A 17,533-nucleotide genomic window follows, 5' to 3' on the forward strand; every position below is an offset into this window, starting at 1 on the left:
ATTAGCGAAGGTTAAACTTACCGACGATGCATACATTGCAAGATAGGCTCCCAGAGCATAAACACTCAGATGCTCTGGGTTCTTCATTTACCACTTATCGTGGTCGTTTTGCCCCCTCCCCTTCTGGACCACTTCATTTTGGCTCTCTGGTTGCAGCACTGGCAAGTTACTTAGATGCCAAAGCAAATCAAGGGCAATGGCTGGTGAGGATGGAAGACATTGATACACCAAGAGTCGTCCCAGGTGCCGCTGACGCAATTCTTACTACGTTGGATGCCTATGGTTTGCATTGGGATGGTGAGGTCGTTTATCAAAGCCAACGACACGCTCTTTATCAAGATATACTCGCACCGCTCATTAAAATGCGGCATGTGTACGCTTGTACCTGCACAAGAAAGCAGATTAAAGCGCGTGGTGGTATTTATGACAACCACTGCCGAGATACCAGTCATCAATTTGAAGGCAATGCACTGCGCCTAAAACAAAATTATCCCGTTTTTGAATTTCAAGATGACTTGCAAGGTCAAGTGCAAATCCCAAAGGACATCGCGAGTGAAGATTACATTGTTAAACGCAGAGATGGACTTTTCGCCTACCAGCTTGTCGTTGTTGTTGATGATCATCAACAGGGGATCACGCATGTTGTGCGTGGCGCCGATTTGTTGGAACCGACGGCTAGGCAACTGAGTTTATTTAAGCAGCTGAACTACACTGCGCCTCATTTCATGCACGTCCCTTTGGCTGTTGCAACAGCAGGCTTTAAACTGTCTAAGCAAAACCATGCACCAGCAATCGACAACAGTAAGCCGCTCCCAGCGCTTGCTGCGGCTTTAAAATTTTTGGGCTTCAACCTCTCTCATGTGCACTTTGATAATGTAGACACATTGCTAAAATGGGCTATTTCGCACTATCACATCTCTTTGCTCCCCAATAACAAGGAAATTCAGGTAACTCAGCAAGACACGGGGCACTATGACTTCACACCACTCTGATCAGGCCGAAATATCCCCTTTACTATGTAAATCTACCGCTCAATGGTGCTATAAATACGCCTAGAGATCATTGCTTTCTTAAAAACAAACCCAGCCATTTTTTTTTGAAATACCTAATACGTAACTTGGATGAAATTTTAATCGCTAATTCACATGGGAAACTTCAATTTAGCCGCATTTGCGTATATCATAGCGAGCCTTATGAATTAGCCTACACTTTACAAAAATAAAGCGATATGTGGCGTTCAATAGTTACAACAAATGGTGCTACGGGTGGGGACTCAGAGTAGTTAGGAGAGTGGTTATTATTTCTAAAATTTTTAAGCTGTGCCGACAAATCGTTGGGTCAAAGCAGGACAAGGGAAACGTGGAGGCAAAATTACAGCCTCAAATTATCCCTCGTAGTGAGCATAATATCTCACGCAAACAATTTAGCCCCAATGCAATCAAAGTATTGTATAGACTGAAAGATGGCGGATATGACGCATATCTTGTAGGTGGTTGTATTCGGGATATTTTGTTAGGCATCGAGCCAAAAGACTTTGACGTTGTAACGAATGCAACACCTGAAGAAGTTAAGCGCCTATTTAGAAACTGTCGTCTAATCGGCCGTCGCTTCAGGCTGGCCCACATCGTATTTGGCCGAGAGGTCATTGAAGTTGCGACTATGCGTGGGCACCACCTGTCTACTGGCGATGGCGACCCAACCAGTAAAGCAAGTGAACAAGGTCAGCTATTGCGTGACAATGTTTACGGTACTATCGAAGAAGATGCACAGCGCAGAGATTTTTCAATCAATGCCCTATATTACTCAATCAATGATTTTGGTGTCAGGGACTTTGCAGGCGGTATTGATGCAATTAAAGCAAGAAGAATTGAGCTAATCGGTGACCCAGAAACGCGCTATAGAGAGGATCCAGTGCGGATGCTTCGTGCTGTGCGTTTTGCAACGAAGCTTGATATGGACATTGCGCCTGCGACACTCTCGCCGATTACAGAACTTTCTCCACTACTTGGTAATATTCCACCAGCACGACTTTTTGAAGAAACATTGAAACTGTTTTTAAGTGGAAAAGCTGAAGCAAACTTTTTGATGCTCAGAGAGCTTGGTTTATTTAAAGAGCTGTTCCCAAGCCTTGAAGAGATTTTATCGCAAGAAAGCAGCGAATTTGAACGTCGTTTTGTTCAACAAATGTTTGCTAATACGGATGCACGGATCAACGGCAATAAAAAAGTGACACCAGCCTTTATCTATGCGGCACTACTTTGGTTTCCATTGCGCAATCGTGCAGCACTATTGCAACAGCAAGGTATTGCAGAATATGATGCCTTTATGCAAGCAATCAGCCAAGTTCTGAGCGAAAATGCTCAACGAGTGGCTGTACCAAAACGCTTCACTCTCGGCGCACGAGACATTTGGCATATCCAGCAAAGATTGGACAGACGCAGTGGTCAGCGTGCTTATCGATTAAGCTTACAGCCTAAGTTTAAAGCGTCTTACGACTTTTTATTATTACGTGTTGAGAGCGGCGAAACAGATCAGAAAGCACTTGCTGATTGGTGGACTGAGTATCTGAAACAAGATGTCACTGGTCAGAAGGATATGGTGAAAAATCTTGGCCAGAAAGATCGTCCTAAGCGCCGTCACCGTAGTAAGCCCAGAAGAAAACCTAAACAAGATACATGAATACAGTTTACATAGGGCTTGGGGCAAATCTATATGAGCCTCAAGCACAGTTACACAAAGCGGTTGAAGCACTGCACAACCACACTGATATAAAGCATTTGGTCGTCTCTAGCTTTTATGCATCTAAGCCCATGGGGCCACAAGACCAACCAGATTATGTCAATGCGGTTGCTAAATTATCAACCCTATTAGAACCAGAACCTTTACTAGACCAACTTCAATTGATTGAACAGCAGCAAGGTAGAGTAAGAAAAGAAGAAAGATGGGGCCCTCGTACATTAGACTTGGACATACTGTTGTTTAATAGCGTAACAATTGATACGCCAAGACTCACAGTTCCTCATTATGGCCTATGCGACAGAGAGTTTGTTGTATTTCCAATGTTAGAGCTCGCTCCCGAGCTTTGCTTGCCGAATGGCACAGCACTTAAAGACATCGCAACACAACTTCCACGCAATGGCTTAACAGCGCTGCCTATGACCCAAAATAAGGAGACATAAAAATGGCAAAAGTTTCAGTATCCACCCTCATAAAGAAAAAGCAACAGGGTGAAAAGATCACAGCTTTGACTGCATACGATGCGAGTTTTGCTAAACTTTTTCATGAAAATGGCGTTGATGTTGTCCTTGTGGGTGACTCTCTTGGAATGGTACTGCAAGGCGGTGATGATACGCTTGCCGTAATGAATGAAGACATTGCATATCACACGCGCAGTGTTCGAGCTGGCAGCAAAGAGCTATTTGTCATCGCAGATATGCCATTCATGACCTACTCCAGCCCTGCACAAGCATGTGAGAATGCGGCTCAGTTAATGCGCAGTGGCGCTAACATGGTTAAATTGGAAGGCGGCGCATGGCTTGTTGATTCAATTAAGTTGCTTACTCAGCAAGGTATTCCTGTATGTGGACACCTAGGTCTTACCCCCCAATCTGTTCATGTATTTGGCGGCTTTAAGATACAGGGCCGTGAAGAACAACAAGCACTGGAAATGATTGCTGATGCACAAGCACTGGAAGCTGCAGGTGCACAAATGCTGGTCATTGAATGCGTACCTCCTAGCTTAGCAAAACGTATAACAGCGTCAGTCAATATTCCTGTTATCGGCATAGGCGCTGGGAAAGAAGTCGATGGTCAAATTTTAGTAATGCACGATTTAGTCGGTATTTCAGCAGGTTATATTCCCAAGTTTTCCAAGAATTTCTTGGCAGAAACAGGCAATATGCAAGACGCGGTGAAAAAATTCTGTGATGATGTTAAATCAGGCGCATTCCCAGGTAGCGAACACGAGTTTAACTAATGCAATCAATTACTGAAATAAAGTCTTTACGCAGTCAAATTAAAGCATGGCGACAACAAGGTCAAAGTATCGCATTCGTACCCACTATGGGAAATCTTCATCAAGGGCATTTCTCATTGGTTGAAAAAGCCAAAACGCTCGCAGACAAAGTCGTAGTCAGTATTTTCGTCAATCCAATGCAGTTTGGTCAGAACGAAGATTTAGATAACTATCCGAGAACGTTAGCGCAAGATAAACAGGGCCTTGCCGAGCTCGAAACCGACATTGTTTTTACACCAAGTGTAGAAACTATTTACCCGAATGGCTTAGACACACAAAGCTTTGTTGACGTCCCTGGTGTATCTGAAGGTTACTGTGGAGGCAGCCGAGCAGGCCACTTCAGAGGAGTGGCAACGGTTGTCACTAAGTTATTTAACCTCGTTCAACCTGACTTTGCTTGCTTTGGTGAAAAAGACTATCAGCAACTACAAGTCATCAAGACGATGGTACATGACTTGTCAATGCCAATTGAAATCATTGGCGTACCAACACAAAGAGAAGTCTCTGGGCTTGCGATGAGCTCCAGAAATGGCTATCTATCTGAACAAGAAAAAGATGTTGCTAAAGTGCTGTATAAGGTATTAAGTAGCGCAGCAGGCGAACTAAAAGCAGGCATACGTGAATTCGATAAGATTGAACAAGGTGCAAAATCACAGCTGGAAAACGCTGGGCTTAAAACCGACTATTTCTCAATTGCACATCGCAGTACACTTAAACCAGCCACCAAGGAAGATGACGAGTTCGTTATCTTAGCTGCAGCTTTCTTAGGCACTGTCAGGCTCATCGATAACATTCAAGTAACTCAATAAAGAGACTAAAAGTATTGCTATGAAGCGCCTTTATTAGGCGCTTTTTTTGTCGCTTTTAAAATTTAATCCCTCTGAAATTAAGTGAGTTTTTTATTCATCGGTACGCTTGTAAATATAAAGTGTGCTAAATTAAACAAAGTTTTAAAAATAATTATTATTAAAACTCTCTGAAATCACGCCAAAATAGGAACTACTATGAGAACTGCGCTTCCGTTTTTATTTGTCATGCTTGCAGCCTGCAGCAATCAAAATAACTCTCCTGAGCTGAATCAGTGCGCCCAACAAAATTACCAATGTGAACAAAATTGTAATTTAAGTTCGACAGAGCAAACGATGACTCGACAGATATGTAGCGGTGAATGCGTAGAAAAATATAACAACTGCAAAGCGCAAGCTGAAGAGCTGTCAAAAATAAGAACGGGCCAGTATTAATATTGTTTGTAGAAAATTAGAGACACAAAAAAGCCGCCCAATTGGACGGCTGAGTTTATTCATCCTGAAATTATAGAAGACCTAACTTCTTAAGCTCACGGCTAGCCATTTTGTTTGTCAGTGGCACATAACCGTCTTTTTCTACAATCTTTTGACCTTCTTTAGATAGAACCATCTTTAAGAATTCAGCTTCGATTGGTGAAAGCGGCTTGTTAGGGTGCTTGTTCACATAAACATATAAGAAACGAGATAGCGGGTATTTACCAGTTGCTACATTCTCAAGTGTTGCGTCTACGAAGTTGCTACCTTTCTTCGCTAGAGGAACAGTACGTACACCAGATGTCTTGTAACCGATACCTGAGTAGCCAATTGCGTTCACAGAAGAGGAAATTGACTGTACTACAGATGCAGAACCTGGTTGCTCGTTTACGTTGTTTCTGAAGTCACCTTTACAAAGTGCTTTCTTTTTGAAGTAACCGTAAGTACCAGACACTGAGTTACGACCGTAAAGCTGGATATCTTTTGCAGCCCAAGGACCGTTAAGACCTACTTCACTCCAACGGTCAACTTGCTTATCGCCACCACACTTGCGTGTTGAAGAGAAGATAGAGTCTACTTGGTCGATTCGAAGACCTTTGATTGGATTGTCTTTATGTACAAAAACCGCCAGTGCATCGATAGCAACACGTACTTCTGTAGGCTTGTAACCATAACGTTTTTCGAATGCTTCAACTTCTTTCGACTTCATCTTACGGCTCATAGGGCCGAAGTTTGCAGTTGCTTCAGTTAACGCAGGAGGCGCAGTTGAAGAACCCGCAGCCTGAATTTGAATATTTACGTTAGGGTAAATACGCTTGTACTCTTCTGCCCAAAACGTCATCATGTTTGCAAGTGTGTCTGAACCCACAGATGAAAAGTTACCCGAGATTCCGCTGGTTTTGTTGTACTCAGGTAAGTTTTTATCAAGTGCAGAAACTTGTGCAGATACCAATGTTGTTACAGCCACACCCATTGCGGCAACTAAGCTTTTAAATTTCATTGGGGTCACTCCGATTGTTCGTCCCATTTGTTTAACTGGTGCTCATTGTGCGCTCAGTTAATTACAATAAAATTACTCTTAAATGACACTTTTATGACTTTCATTATATGTCATAAAAATGCGTTTTTCTTTGGGGAAGGAGAATGAAAAACACGAGCCCTCTCCCAATGTGCTTTCAATATCTAAATGAGAGTCATGTCGACTCAGCACATGCTTTGTAATCGCCAAGCCCAAACCCGATCCCCCCGTTTTACGACTGCGGGCCTTATCGACACGATAAAAGCGCTCGGTCAAGCGGTTAATATGTTCTGGGGCAATGCCGTCACCGTTGTCCTCAACAGAAAACGCAGGCCGCTCACCGTCTAAATACCATTTAACAATGATTTTGCCATTGGGTTTAGTGTAGTGAATTGCATTGAACACTAAGTTAGAAAATGCACTTCTCAATTCATCCATGCAGCCTTTAATATCCAATGTTTCGTCAACTTCAAAAATAATTTCGTGGTGCTTGTCTTGGTTTAAAGATAAGCCTTCAGTGCGAATGAGTTTAAGCATACTAGGTACATTTACGGCTTTGTCATTTGCTTGATCTCTATCGCCTTCAATGCGCGATAAAGACAGCAATTGATTCACTAAGCTATCCATGCGCTTACACTGCTCTATCATCGTATTGTGGGCTTTTTGCCACATTGCAGGCGGCGGCATCTGGTCACCTTCCATCATCTCTAAGTAGCCTGTCACCACGGTTAACGGCGTTCGTAGCTCATGAGAGACGTTGGCAACAAAGTCTTTGCGCATTTGCTCAAGCTTTTTTAGTCTAGAGATATCACGGACAACCATCATTAACTGCTCGGCATAGGGCATGACGCGAAACTCTAGTACGCGCTCTCCGTTATGGCCACTTTCTAATTCCAGTGGATCCGTAAAGTCATGCTCCTGCATATATTTTACAAACTTTGGATCGCGGATCAGGTTATCCAAGCGCTGCCCGTGATCCGTAGGCCACTGCAAGCCTAAGATCCTAAGCGCCAATTGATTACACCAAATAATACTTAGATCCTGTTGCATCACGATCACCGCATCCGGTACTGCTTCAGCACCCTCACGAAAGCGTCTGATCAAAGCGGCTAACTCATTGCGTTTTTTGCGATTGCGATGTTGAAGGTGATAGATCCCTTCAAAAATTTGTTCCCACGCACCAGATCCCTCAGGAGGATTGAAACTGCGCTGATTGATCAACCAATCACTTAACTTGTAAAGTTGTTTAAAGTGCCAGAACAGTAAGACTGATGCACCCAAAAACAATAAAACAAAGGGTGCCCCTAGCAATATACCGATAAGGGTCAAAGGGAGAAAATACAAAAACAGGCGCTTTAATAACGCCTGTTTATCAATCACTCTATACATATAAAATGATCCTAAATATTAAGCGCTAGGATAACGCTACCACAGCGCGTACATGATTGCTTTATACCTTACTTGAGAAACGATAACCAGCACCACGTACTGTTTGTACCAGTCGGTCATGGCCTAATGGTGCAATCGCTTTTCTCAAACGTCTAATATGTACGTCTACCGTACGATCTTCAACATACACATTGGTGCCCCATACGTGGTCCAATAGCTGTTCACGGCTATAAACACGCTCTGGGTGGGTCATGAAGAAGTGTAGTAGTCTAAATTCAGTAGGACCCATTTCTAATTCATTACCCGCTGAAGTAACACGGTGTGAAATAGGGTCAAGTCTTAGGCCATGTACTTCAATCGCTTCTTCCAAAGATGTTGGAGAAACACGGCGCATTACTGCTTTAATGCGAGCCATTAACTCTTTAGGTGAAAAAGGTTTAGTCACATAGTCATCTGCGCCTACTTCTAATCCTTTAACTTTGTCTTCTTCTTCACCACGTGCTGTTAACATGATGATTGGAATTTGACGTGTATATTCGCTTTGTTTGAACTTTTTAGCTATTTGGATACCGCTACCTCCTGGTAACATCCAATCCAGCAGTACCATATCAGGGTATGGCTCTACCATGGCTGCAATTGCCGAATCATAGTCTTCAGCTTCAATTGCTTGAAAGCCATTTTGTTCCAACACAAACACCAGCATCTCTCTGATCGGTGCTTCGTCATCAACTACTAGTACTCTACGTGACATTCCCATTTATCTCTTACGTTACCGAAGTCGGTTTCATTATTATGACTAAGTATGACAGTTTTATGAAAGACTGCCTGATAAATATCAGGTAAATTAATTTCCCAAGGACACAATTTCAATAAGTTATGTTCTTCTTGTCCCTAAATTGTCTTCAATTTGATGCAATTAGCGTCGAATACCTTAGTATCCACAATACCTTTTTCAGGACAAAAAAATATTCTAATCGTCGAGATCACTATTTTTCTAACTTGGTGATAGAGGGATCAGATTATTACCTAGTGGATCACTTAGGGATCAGATTTATACTTACTTCTCAGATAAACTTTATCGTTTCCTAAGCTCTAACTCATTGATATACGTGTAGAGGAAAATATTTCTTCCCTTTGAACGCCTGATGAGTCGGATCTTTTATCTAGATCAGTTGGTATAAAACAGATCCTTTCGAGCTAAAGTTAGTAAAAGCACGATCCGCATGCGTTTAGTAAGTATAATTGCGATCTGACGGCGAGATCAGTTAGTAAGATATTGATCTTTACTCGCTGACTTAGTCAAATAGTGATCTCACTTATTTTATCAACGATCTTATCTCGTCTGAAAACTGCACCACATATTATTACTTATCAAGTATACGCCGTGCTGAAAATCAATTTTACTTATGCATAAAAAAGCCCCTTTAAAGGGGCTTTAGAAATCGTTATGGTGTCAAAAGTCTATTACTTTACTTTTGGGGCCAACTCACCTGAAAGGTATTTCACGTGCATGTCATCCAAAGAAATAGGCTTAATATTGGCAGCTTGACCTGCTGTACCAAATGCTTCATAGCGAGCGATACAGATTTCAGTCATCGCTTTTGTCGCTTCAGCTAAATATTTACGAGGATCAAAGTTAGCTGGGTTGTGTGCAAGGTGACGACGAATCGCACCAGTTGCAGCTAATCGTAAGTCCGTATCAATGTTTACTTTACGCACACCGTGCTTGATGCCTTCCACGATTTGCTCAACCGGTACACCGTAAGTTTCTGGGATCTCACCACCAAATTCATTGATCACAGCAAGCCACTCTTGAGGAACCGATGAAGATCCGTGCATTACTAAGTGTGTATCAGGGATACGTGCGTGGATTTCTTTAATACGGTTGATCGCTAAGATATCGCCTGTAGGTGGACGCGTGAACTTGTATGCACCATGTGACGTACCACATGCAATAGCCAGTGCATCTACACCAGTTTTCTTAACGAAATCAGCAGCTTCTTCAGGGTCTGTCAGTAGCTGGTCTTGTGTTAGCTTACCTACAGCGCCGATGCCATCTTCTTCACCCGCTTCGCCTGTCTCAAGTGAACCTAAAACACCCAGCTCACCCTCTACAGAAACACCACACGCATGCGCCATTTCTACTGTGCGACGTGTAACATCAACGTTGTACTCATATGTCGAAGGTGTTTTACCATCGTCAAGAAGTGAACCATCCATCATGACTGATGAAAAACCAAGCTGAATTGAACGCTGACATACCGCCGGTGACGTACCATGGTCTTGGTGCATTACAACTGGAATATGTGGCCATTCTTCAACAGCTGCTAGGATCATATGGCGAATAAAAGGCGCGCCCGCATACTGACGAGCTCCTGCAGAGCCCTGTACGATCACTGGACTGTTAGTTCTATCAGCCGCTTCCATGATTGCACGCATTTGCTCTTGGTTATTCACGTTAAAGGCAGGAACGCCGTATCCATTCTCAGCCGCATGATCGAGAAGTTGACGCATACTGATTAAAGCCATATTGCTTTTCTCCAATTTTTGATGGCCTTTCACCATCTATTTGAACGGGATAGATATTTTGTGGTTGTTGCCAACCGCTATTTACTAAACAAATGAGTGAGAGAGTGTTTAGTAAATAGTTTGAGGCGCAAGCGCCTCACTTAAATTATGCTTTTGCTCTTTGCTCTAGCATATCAACTGCTGGTAGTTTTTTACCTTCTAAAAACTCTAAGAAAGCACCACCACCAGTTGAAATATATGAGATTTCATCACCGACGCCATATTTATCTATTGCCGCCAATGTGTCACCACCACCAGCAATTGAAAACGCTTTTGATTTTGCAATTGCATGTGCGATAGCTTCAGTACCATTACCAAATTGGTCAAATTCGAATACGCCAACAGGCCCATTCCAAACAACGGTACCAGCTTGTTCAATGATTTTAGCTAGCTCATTTGCCGTATTAGGACCAATGTCAAAAATCATGTCATCACTGTGTACTTCGGCAACATCTTTAATAACAGCAACCGCTGTCTCTGAGAACTCTTTACCAACAACGACATCTGTTGGTACAGGAATATCGCCATTGTTAGCTTTAGCTGCCGCAGCTAGCTTTTGTGCTTCTGGGATCAGCTCTTCTTCATACAGAGACTTACCAACTGGGCTGCCAGAAGCTGCGATGAATGTGTTTGCGATGCCACCGCCAGTCACTAGTTGATCAACAACGGTTGACAGAGAGTCCAATACTGTCAGCTTAGTCGAAACTTTAGATCCACCAACAATTGCCACCAATGGACGTGCCGGGTTGTCTAGTGCTTTACCAAGTGCATCTAATTCAGCAGCAAGCAGTGGGCCTGCACAAGCTACTTCTGCAAATAAACCCACACCATGTGTAGAAGCTTGTGCACGGTGAGCCGTGCCAAATGCATCCATTACGTAAACGTCACATAGTGCAGCTAACTGCTTAGACAATGCTTCGTCGTTTTTCTTCTCACCTTTATTAAAGCGCACATTTTCAAAAACAACCACTTCGCCGTCAGCAACCTCTACGCCATCTAGGTAGTCAGCTACTAAACGTACGCTTTGATCAAGTGCTTCGTTAAGGTAGTCAACAACGGGTTGAAGTGAATACTGAGCATCGTATTCCCCTTCCGTTGGGCGACCAAGGTGAGACATAACCATTACTTTTGCACCTTTTTCAAGCGCTAATTTAATGGTTGGCAACGATGCTTTAATACGTGCGTCAGACGTTACTTTGCCGTCTTTCACTGGCACGTTTAAATCTTCACGAATAAGCACGCGTTTGCCGTTTAAATCTAAATCCGCCATCTTGATGACTGACATGGACATCTCCTTAAAAGAACGATACTAAAATTATTTGGCATTCATCATTGCCATTGCGGTGTCGAGCATACGGTTTGCAAAACCCCACTCGTTATCACACCAAACTAAAACTTTTACTAAACGCTTGTGGCTCACTCTGGTCTGAGTCCCATCAATAATACTTGAATGAGGATCATGGTTAAAATCCACCGAGACCAGAGGCTCTTCGGTATAATCAAGAATACCTTGTAGTCGCCCTTCTGCGGCTTTTTCTAAAACCTGATTTACCTGCTCTAGCGTTACATCTGAATCCAGAGATACACTGAGATCCATCGCGGTTACGTTAATTGTCGGAACTCTGACCGCAATAGCTTCAAACCGACCATGAAACTTAGGCAAGATCCGCTCTATCCCTCTCGCTAGCTTAGTGTCTACCGGGATAATAGATTGGCTCGCAGCTCGAGTACGTCGTAAGTCTTTATGATAGGCATCGATCACTTGTTGGTCGTGCATTGAAGCATGGATCGTAGTGATTGCACCTGATTCTATCCCAAATGCATCATCCAGTACTTTTATGACAGGAACAATACAGTTAGTTGTACAAGAACCATTTGATACTACAGTATGCTCAGCAGATAATTTGTCATCGTTGATGCCGTAGACAATTGTTTCATCTACATCCGCATCGGCTGGGTGAGAAAATAACACCTTTTTTGCACCCGCTGATATATGTGCAGCAGCATGCTGACGCGAGTGATAAACGCCCGTACATTCTAGTACAACGTCTACTCCTAATGCATGCCAAGGTAAATGACTCGGGTCGGGTTCGTTAAAAATCTGGATCTGCTGACCGGCAACTTCTAAGTATGGTTTATTTAGCTTTACAGGAAAGGCAAAACGCCCATGAGAGGTATCGTATTTCATCAAGTGCGCAATCCCTTCAGGATCAGCGAGCTCATTGATTGCTACGATTTGAATTTCATTGTGACGCCCTGATTCATAAAGGGCTCGGACAATATTGCGACCTATGCGACCAAAACCATTGATTGCCAGTTTGATTGTCATTAATTAGAAGACCCGTTTCTAAATGCAAAAAGGAGTTACTAACGCTCCTCTATATAAGATGGCGCTATTGTAATCGACCTTGAACAAATGTGTAAGGGATATGCAAAAATTTTTCTCTGATATAAGGTGAGCGGCTATAAATCTCGTACCAATTACATACCTACATTAGTGCGCTCAATTTAATGTGCTTCTCAGCGTCCAAGTGGTTTACTTGGGCGAGCAATAGCTCCGCAGTCGCGAGCGAGTCACTTAAGGCATTATGATTTTGGTAATCTGGTAATCCATATCGACGTCGGCAAGCAGGTAATCGCAATTGGTCCTGCCCAACTTCTTGGCGCTGACGGAGCAATCTCGACTTTTCAATTTTTAGCGTATCTAACATATAGTCGGGTCGTATTTCTAAGCCAAACTTGCGAGCATGTGTTTGAATAAATGACCAATCAAGTTGGGTATTGTGACAAACAAGTACTTTACCTTTTAATACTCCTGCTAAGTTGTTCATAATCCCTTCAAGGCTGGCTCCTCGTTTTAGCTGCTCCTCATCTATTCCATGATACACAGGGCTTTGCGCTAAACTTTGCACATCGGCATTGAGCATATATCGTGATTCGGATAAGACGATTTTGCCACGCTTTATAATCACCCAAGCAACTGAAACAATCTCATGTCGCGCGGGGTTTAAACCAGTAAGCTCTAAATCCAATACCACTAACTCGCTTTCCAGCCAACGTTGTCCTGCAGTTCCGTGACCAAAGAACCATGGGAATCTCCATTTCATAAAATTATAAACTTCCCCTAGCGAACTTAAAAACACACGCCTGCTGCGCTTGTTTAATGAGGTGAAAGGCCTCTTTTAATTGATGTCGTTCTAGAGAGCTAAGCGTCTCAGGGTTGATACAATTTGCTGGCAGTTGTTGCGCCGTAATCTGACTTTTCAGTCGTAGCTGAGTTAAAAACCGCCAACAATCGCGAAGGTTGTAAATATCACTGGTACTCAAAATTGTATGACTTTTCAAAGCTTTTAAACGCGCCTGAGTATTTGCATGCTTGATGCCGCACTTTAATGCATACACTCTTACTAAATCGTTAATGATGGCAATACCACGGGTCTTTAAATCTAAATACTTGCTCTTATCTTTACTGCGTTGCAACTTAAACTGCTGAAATAAACCTATAGGTACACTGTTGGTACTAATGTCCGTTGCCATCGCAGCAAAAAATAACTCCTGCGTGCTTATCTCATTCATTTGCGCATTAAAGCTCTGATATAAGGCGTGATCGCCACAAATATAACGACGGTCAAAAAATATTTTACAGTTCAGCATCGCTTGTGGTGTGGGTGACGTGATCCAGTGATGAAACCGCGCTGTCCACTCATCAACTGTACCTCGACATTGCTCATTACTTGCCATGATATTACCAGGGCATGCGCGGATGCCACATTCGGTTAGGTGGCTGGTAACAAATTCACCCAATGACGCAAAATAATCTCGCTCTGCAGGCTTTATGTCATTGGAGAAAATAAGCCCATTATCCTGATCAGAGTCTAGAGTTTGCTCTTCCCGCGCCTGCGAGCCAAAGCATATCCAACTAAACGAACAAGGCGCTTTACCATGTTGTTTTACAAATAATTCTGTGAGTCTGCTCATGAGTGCATCAGTTAAGCCGCTCAATAAGGTGCCGACGAAAGAGAAATCTTCTACTGTATTTGAAAAGCTGCGCAGGAGCACCGGTATCTCTTTAGCTAAAAGCTTTAATTCTTGAGTGCTACTGGCCTTATATAATTGACCGATTAACTGCACAGGATCGCTGTTTTGTAGCCTCAGCAAATCTGTACTAGTTACCATCCCCAGTGGCACACGTGCTTCATTCAAAACGGGCAGGTGATGAATATTGTGTTTTAACATTAAATGTAGAGCAGAAAACACGCGATTATTTTCAAAAATGAACTTGGGTTCTGGCGTCATGATAGATGACACCGGCATCAAAGGATCAAGTCCACTAGCCAGTACCCGATTACGCAGATCTCTATCTGTCACAACCCCCTTTAAGCACCCATCCTCTGTCACCATCACAGACGATACGCCTTCAGATTGCATGACTTTTGCGGCCTCTACAATCGTAGCCTGAGGCTCTATTACAACCGCTGATTTAGCCATCAACTTTGAGATTTTTCGCTCTGACCATCCTTTACTACGTTCTTTGTAGTGGCTCGATAGCAAACGCTTTTTATGTGCTCTTACAAAGTGTTGCTCAAGTACTTTGTACTCATGTCTTAAATAATCAAAGCTTGCTTGGGGCAGCATAAGTATGAGGCCCGGACTTTGCACTTCAAGTTGGTTTTGAATTTCTTCTCCGGTAAGTAATGAGGGGTAGCCAAAATAGTCGCCAGTAGATAGACGTGTCACCACCTCTCCAGACACATCCACAAGATCAAAAATACCAGTCCTTACGAGATACAAGTACCTTTCTTCGCCCTGTAATGCATCGTCTTGGTTATGCACGGTGAGATATACCACTTCGGCGTGGTTAACAAAATAGTGCGCGCAGGCACTGGGCAACTCATTAAAGGGGGACTGCTTTGAAACAAAGCTCAAAACATCCTGAAGTTCTGCGGTTATTCCTGTTTCGGTCATTTTTCCATCCCTTTAAAGCACAATAGCCCAGCTATAAAACTGGGCTATTTATTGTGGTTTAAGTATTAATGTGCGTGCGCTGCACTAGACCCTTTAGGATTACGGATCCCATCAACCATGCGCTTCACTTCTTCTGGTGTTTCAGCAGTTAATTTCATCACTACAGCCGCCACAACAAAGTTTACGACCATACCAACAATACCGATACCTTCAGGCGAAATACCAAATAGCCAGTTTGCAGGCCCATTAAGCTCAGGGCTGATAAACTTAAAGTAAATAATATACGCGGCGGTAAAGCCAATGCCTGAAATCATACCCGCGATTGCACCTTCCTTATTCATACGTTTGGAGAAGATCCCCATGATAATCGCAGGGAAGAAACTTGCCGCAGCCAAGCCAAACGCAAAGGCGACAACGGATGCGACAAACCCGGGAGGATTTATACCAAAGTATGCGGAGATACCAATCGCTATCATCGCCGCTAACCTCGCCGCCATGAGCTCTTGTTTATCACTGATGTCGGGTTTAAGCGTACGTTTAAGCAGATCGTGAGATACGGAGGTAGAAATAACCAGCAGTAACCCAGCCGTTGTAGAGAGCGCCGCCGCAATACCACCTGCCGCAACCAAAGCGATAACCCATGCTGGTAAGTCTGCAATTTCTGGGTTTGCTAATACCATAATGTCACGGTCAATTTTCACTTCATTGGCACTTGCTGGGTCATCAACTTTACCGGCTGAGTAGAACATCTTGCCATCGCCATTTTTATCGTTGAAGGTAATTAACCCTGTTCTTTCCCAATTTTTGACCCATTGAGGCGCTTCAGCATACGCAGTTCCGCTTCCGTCTTTGCCATTGATTGTATCTATCATATTTACCCGTGCGAAAGACGCAACAGCAGGCGCCGTCGTATACACTATAGCGATGAACACTAGTGTCCAAGCCGCTGAAATACGGGTATCTTTCACTTTTGGAACCGTAAAGAAGCGTACAATCACATGAGGTAGTCCGGCTGTACCAACCATCAACGCTGCGGTGATAGCAAACACATCGATCATACTTTTGGAACCCTCTGTGTACTGGGCAAACCCTAGTTCGGCACTGAGCCCATCAAGCTTGTCGAGCACATACATACCCGAGCCATCAGCCAGTGTTGCGCCAAATCCAGTTTGCGGTAGCAAGTGGCCAGTCATCATCATAGAGATAAAAATAGCAGGTACAAGATAAGCAAATACCAACACACAATACTGTGCGACTTGCGTGTATGTAATCCCTTTCATGCCGCCAAGTACGGCATAGAAAAACACAATCACCATACCAATATATACACCGGTTTCGATGTCTACTTCCAAAAAGCGCGAAAATACCACGCCAACACCACGCATTTGGCCAGCAATATAAGTAAAGCAGATGAAAATTGCGCACAGAATCGCCACCACACGCGCCACTTGAGAGTAGTAACGGTCGCCGATGAAATCTGGTACGGTAAACTTACCAAATTTACGTAGGTAGGGCGCTAAACATAAAGCAAGCAGCACGTAACCACCAGTCCACCCCAACAGGTAAACACCACCATCGTAACCAGCAAATGAAATAATCCCTGCCATCGATATAAACGAGGCTGCACTCATCCAATCCGCTGCGGTTGCCATACCATTAGCTAGTGGCGGAACACCACCTCCAGCAACATAGAATTCATTAGTTGACCCTGCTCGCGCCCAAATTGCGATGCCGATATAAAGGGCAAAACTCAACCCTACGATTAAAAATGTAAACGATTGAACATCCATCATGTCGCTCCTTATTCATCTACGCCGTATTTTTTATCAAGCGCATCCATTTTTGATACGTAGACAAAAATCAAAGCAACAAACGTGTAAATTGCACCTTGCTGGGAAAACCAAAAGCCCAACTTAAATCCAAAAAAACGTATTTCGTTTAAAACATCCACCAGTAAAATGCCAAAACCAAATGACACGACAAACCACACTGTCAGCAATTTAAACATCAAGGCTAGATTTTCTGACCAATATGCTTTTGCTTGTTCTTCACTTTTAAAGGCCATTATTGACTCCCCCTTTAACTCATTCGAATCGAATGTGTTGGTATTAATTGACCTTTTGACTGTAGCAATGGCTTTGGATTATTGAATTGAGACCTTAGTCGTAAGCACAACCTTACGTTTACGTAAACTGAAAAACCCATGAACTTGAAGAACATTAATAGTCAATAAAATCATAAACTTAAAAATTAAAATATGTTTACTTGCGCACTTAGTTAACAATCCATACGGTATAA

General features: G+C 43.1%; 16 protein-coding genes. 6 read left to right on the plus strand and 10 right to left on the minus strand.

What is annotated here, in order from left to right; all coding sequences use genetic code 11:
* The first annotated feature begins 26 nt into the window (after positions 1-26).
* The 6 genes from gluQRS (at position 27) to N480_RS22360 (ending at position 5,256) form a co-directional block, all read left to right on the plus strand.
* A complete protein-coding gene (gluQRS, locus tag N480_RS22335) occupies positions 27-992 on the plus strand; it encodes a tRNA glutamyl-Q(34) synthetase GluQRS (protein WP_063374647.1) in 966 nt (321 codons plus the stop codon).
* 337 nt (positions 993-1,329) lie between these two features.
* Entirely contained in the window at positions 1,330-2,679 is a 1,350-nt protein-coding gene (gene pcnB / locus N480_RS22340; protein WP_081231978.1) for a polynucleotide adenylyltransferase PcnB, read from the plus strand.
* Positions 2,676-3,179 (plus strand): 2-amino-4-hydroxy-6-hydroxymethyldihydropteridine diphosphokinase, encoded by a 504-nt coding sequence (gene folK, locus N480_RS22345; protein ID WP_063374648.1) that lies wholly within the window; start codon positions 2,676-2,678, stop codon positions 3,177-3,179. Before pcnB ends, folK begins: the two co-directional genes overlap by 4 nt.
* 2 nt (positions 3,180-3,181) lie before the next feature.
* Positions 3,182-3,976: a 3-methyl-2-oxobutanoate hydroxymethyltransferase gene (gene panB, locus N480_RS22350; RefSeq protein WP_063374649.1), complete on the plus strand. Its 795-nt coding sequence runs from the start codon at positions 3,182-3,184 to the stop codon at positions 3,974-3,976.
* Positions 3,976-4,824: a pantoate--beta-alanine ligase gene (panC, locus tag N480_RS22355; protein WP_063374650.1), complete on the plus strand. Its 849-nt coding sequence runs from the start codon at positions 3,976-3,978 to the stop codon at positions 4,822-4,824. The genes panB and panC overlap by 1 nt, the downstream gene beginning before the upstream one ends.
* A 195-nt stretch (positions 4,825-5,019) precedes the next feature.
* Positions 5,020-5,256 carry a hypothetical protein gene (locus N480_RS22360; RefSeq protein ID WP_063374651.1) on the plus strand — a complete coding sequence of 79 codons (237 nt, stop codon included), beginning with the start codon at positions 5,020-5,022 and terminating at the stop codon, positions 5,254-5,256.
* A gap of 70 nt (positions 5,257-5,326) precedes the next feature.
* Here the strand turns inward: N480_RS22360 and N480_RS22365 are convergent, their stop codons facing one another.
* The 10 genes from N480_RS22365 to N480_RS22410 form a co-directional block, all read right to left on the minus strand.
* Entirely contained in the window at positions 5,327-6,295 is a 969-nt protein-coding gene (locus tag N480_RS22365) for a PstS family phosphate ABC transporter substrate-binding protein (protein WP_063374652.1), read from the minus strand.
* Between the two features lie 78 nt (positions 6,296-6,373).
* A complete protein-coding gene (phoR, locus tag N480_RS22370; RefSeq protein ID WP_063374653.1) occupies positions 6,374-7,702 on the minus strand; it encodes a phosphate regulon sensor histidine kinase PhoR in 1,329 nt (442 codons plus the stop codon).
* A gap of 61 nt (positions 7,703-7,763) precedes the next feature.
* Positions 7,764-8,453: a phosphate regulon transcriptional regulator PhoB gene (gene phoB, locus N480_RS22375; RefSeq protein WP_023399796.1), complete on the minus strand. Its 690-nt coding sequence runs from the start codon at positions 8,451-8,453 to the stop codon at positions 7,764-7,766.
* Positions 8,454-9,166: 713 nt separating this feature from the next.
* Positions 9,167-10,231, minus strand: coding sequence for a class II fructose-bisphosphate aldolase (gene fba / locus N480_RS22380; RefSeq protein ID WP_063374861.1), 1,065 nt, complete (start codon positions 10,229-10,231; stop codon positions 9,167-9,169).
* 145 nt (positions 10,232-10,376) lie between these two features.
* A complete protein-coding gene (locus N480_RS22385) occupies positions 10,377-11,555 on the minus strand; it encodes a phosphoglycerate kinase (protein ID WP_063374654.1) in 1,179 nt (392 codons plus the stop codon).
* A gap of 30 nt (positions 11,556-11,585) precedes the next feature.
* Positions 11,586-12,599 (minus strand): erythrose-4-phosphate dehydrogenase, encoded by a 1,014-nt coding sequence (epd, locus tag N480_RS22390; protein ID WP_063374655.1) that lies wholly within the window; start codon positions 12,597-12,599, stop codon positions 11,586-11,588.
* Positions 12,600-12,759: 160 nt separating this feature from the next.
* Positions 12,760-13,377, minus strand: coding sequence for a 3'-5' exonuclease (locus tag N480_RS22395; RefSeq protein ID WP_063374656.1), 618 nt, complete (start codon positions 13,375-13,377; stop codon positions 12,760-12,762).
* A 4-nt stretch (positions 13,378-13,381) separates the two neighbouring features.
* Complete coding sequence (locus tag N480_RS22400; protein ID WP_063374862.1) at positions 13,382-15,220, minus strand: DUF294 nucleotidyltransferase-like domain-containing protein; 1,839 nt, start codon at positions 15,218-15,220, stop codon at positions 13,382-13,384.
* 80 nt (positions 15,221-15,300) lie between these two features.
* Positions 15,301-17,025: a sodium:solute symporter family protein gene (locus tag N480_RS22405; protein ID WP_063374657.1), complete on the minus strand. Its 1,725-nt coding sequence runs from the start codon at positions 17,023-17,025 to the stop codon at positions 15,301-15,303.
* A gap of 11 nt (positions 17,026-17,036) precedes the next feature.
* The gene (locus N480_RS22410) at positions 17,037-17,300 is read right to left on the minus strand and encodes a DUF4212 domain-containing protein (protein WP_063374658.1); all 264 of its coding nucleotides are present in this window, start codon (positions 17,298-17,300) and stop codon (positions 17,037-17,039) included.
* Positions 17,301-17,533: the final 233 nt, after the last annotated feature.

Source organism: Pseudoalteromonas luteoviolacea S2607, from assembly GCF_001625575.1.
Lineage (GTDB): Bacteria > Pseudomonadota > Gammaproteobacteria > Enterobacterales > Alteromonadaceae > Pseudoalteromonas > Pseudoalteromonas luteoviolacea_E.

Excerpts from the sequence above, each read along its gene's own strand:
- gluQRS (WP_063374647.1), top strand. The coding sequence starts at position 27 with ATGCATACATTGCAAGATAGGCTCCCAGAGCATAAACACTCAGATGCT.
- folK (WP_063374648.1), top strand. The coding sequence starts at position 2,676 with ATGAATACAGTTTACATAGGGCTTGGGGCAAATCTATATGAGCCTCAA.
- panB (WP_063374649.1), top strand. The coding sequence starts at position 3,182 with ATGGCAAAAGTTTCAGTATCCACCCTCATAAAGAAAAAGCAACAGGGT.
- panC (WP_063374650.1), top strand. The coding sequence starts at position 3,976 with ATGCAATCAATTACTGAAATAAAGTCTTTACGCAGTCAAATTAAAGCA.
- N480_RS22360 (WP_063374651.1), top strand. The coding sequence starts at position 5,020 with ATGAGAACTGCGCTTCCGTTTTTATTTGTCATGCTTGCAGCCTGCAGC.
- N480_RS22365 (WP_063374652.1), bottom strand. The coding sequence starts at position 6,295 with ATGAAATTTAAAAGCTTAGTTGCCGCAATGGGTGTGGCTGTAACAACA.
- phoR (WP_063374653.1), bottom strand. The coding sequence starts at position 7,702 with ATGTATAGAGTGATTGATAAACAGGCGTTATTAAAGCGCCTGTTTTTG.
- phoB (WP_023399796.1), bottom strand. The coding sequence starts at position 8,453 with ATGTCACGTAGAGTACTAGTAGTTGATGACGAAGCACCGATCAGAGAG.
- fba (WP_063374861.1), bottom strand. The coding sequence starts at position 10,231 with ATGGCTTTAATCAGTATGCGTCAACTTCTCGATCATGCGGCTGAGAAT.
- N480_RS22385 (WP_063374654.1), bottom strand. The coding sequence starts at position 11,555 with ATGTCAGTCATCAAGATGGCGGATTTAGATTTAAACGGCAAACGCGTG.
- epd (WP_063374655.1), bottom strand. The coding sequence starts at position 12,599 with ATGACAATCAAACTGGCAATCAATGGTTTTGGTCGCATAGGTCGCAAT.
- N480_RS22395 (WP_063374656.1), bottom strand. The coding sequence starts at position 13,377 with ATGAAATGGAGATTCCCATGGTTCTTTGGTCACGGAACTGCAGGACAA.
- N480_RS22405 (WP_063374657.1), bottom strand. The coding sequence starts at position 17,025 with ATGGATGTTCAATCGTTTACATTTTTAATCGTAGGGTTGAGTTTTGCC.
- N480_RS22410 (WP_063374658.1), bottom strand. The coding sequence starts at position 17,300 with ATGGCCTTTAAAAGTGAAGAACAAGCAAAAGCATATTGGTCAGAAAAT.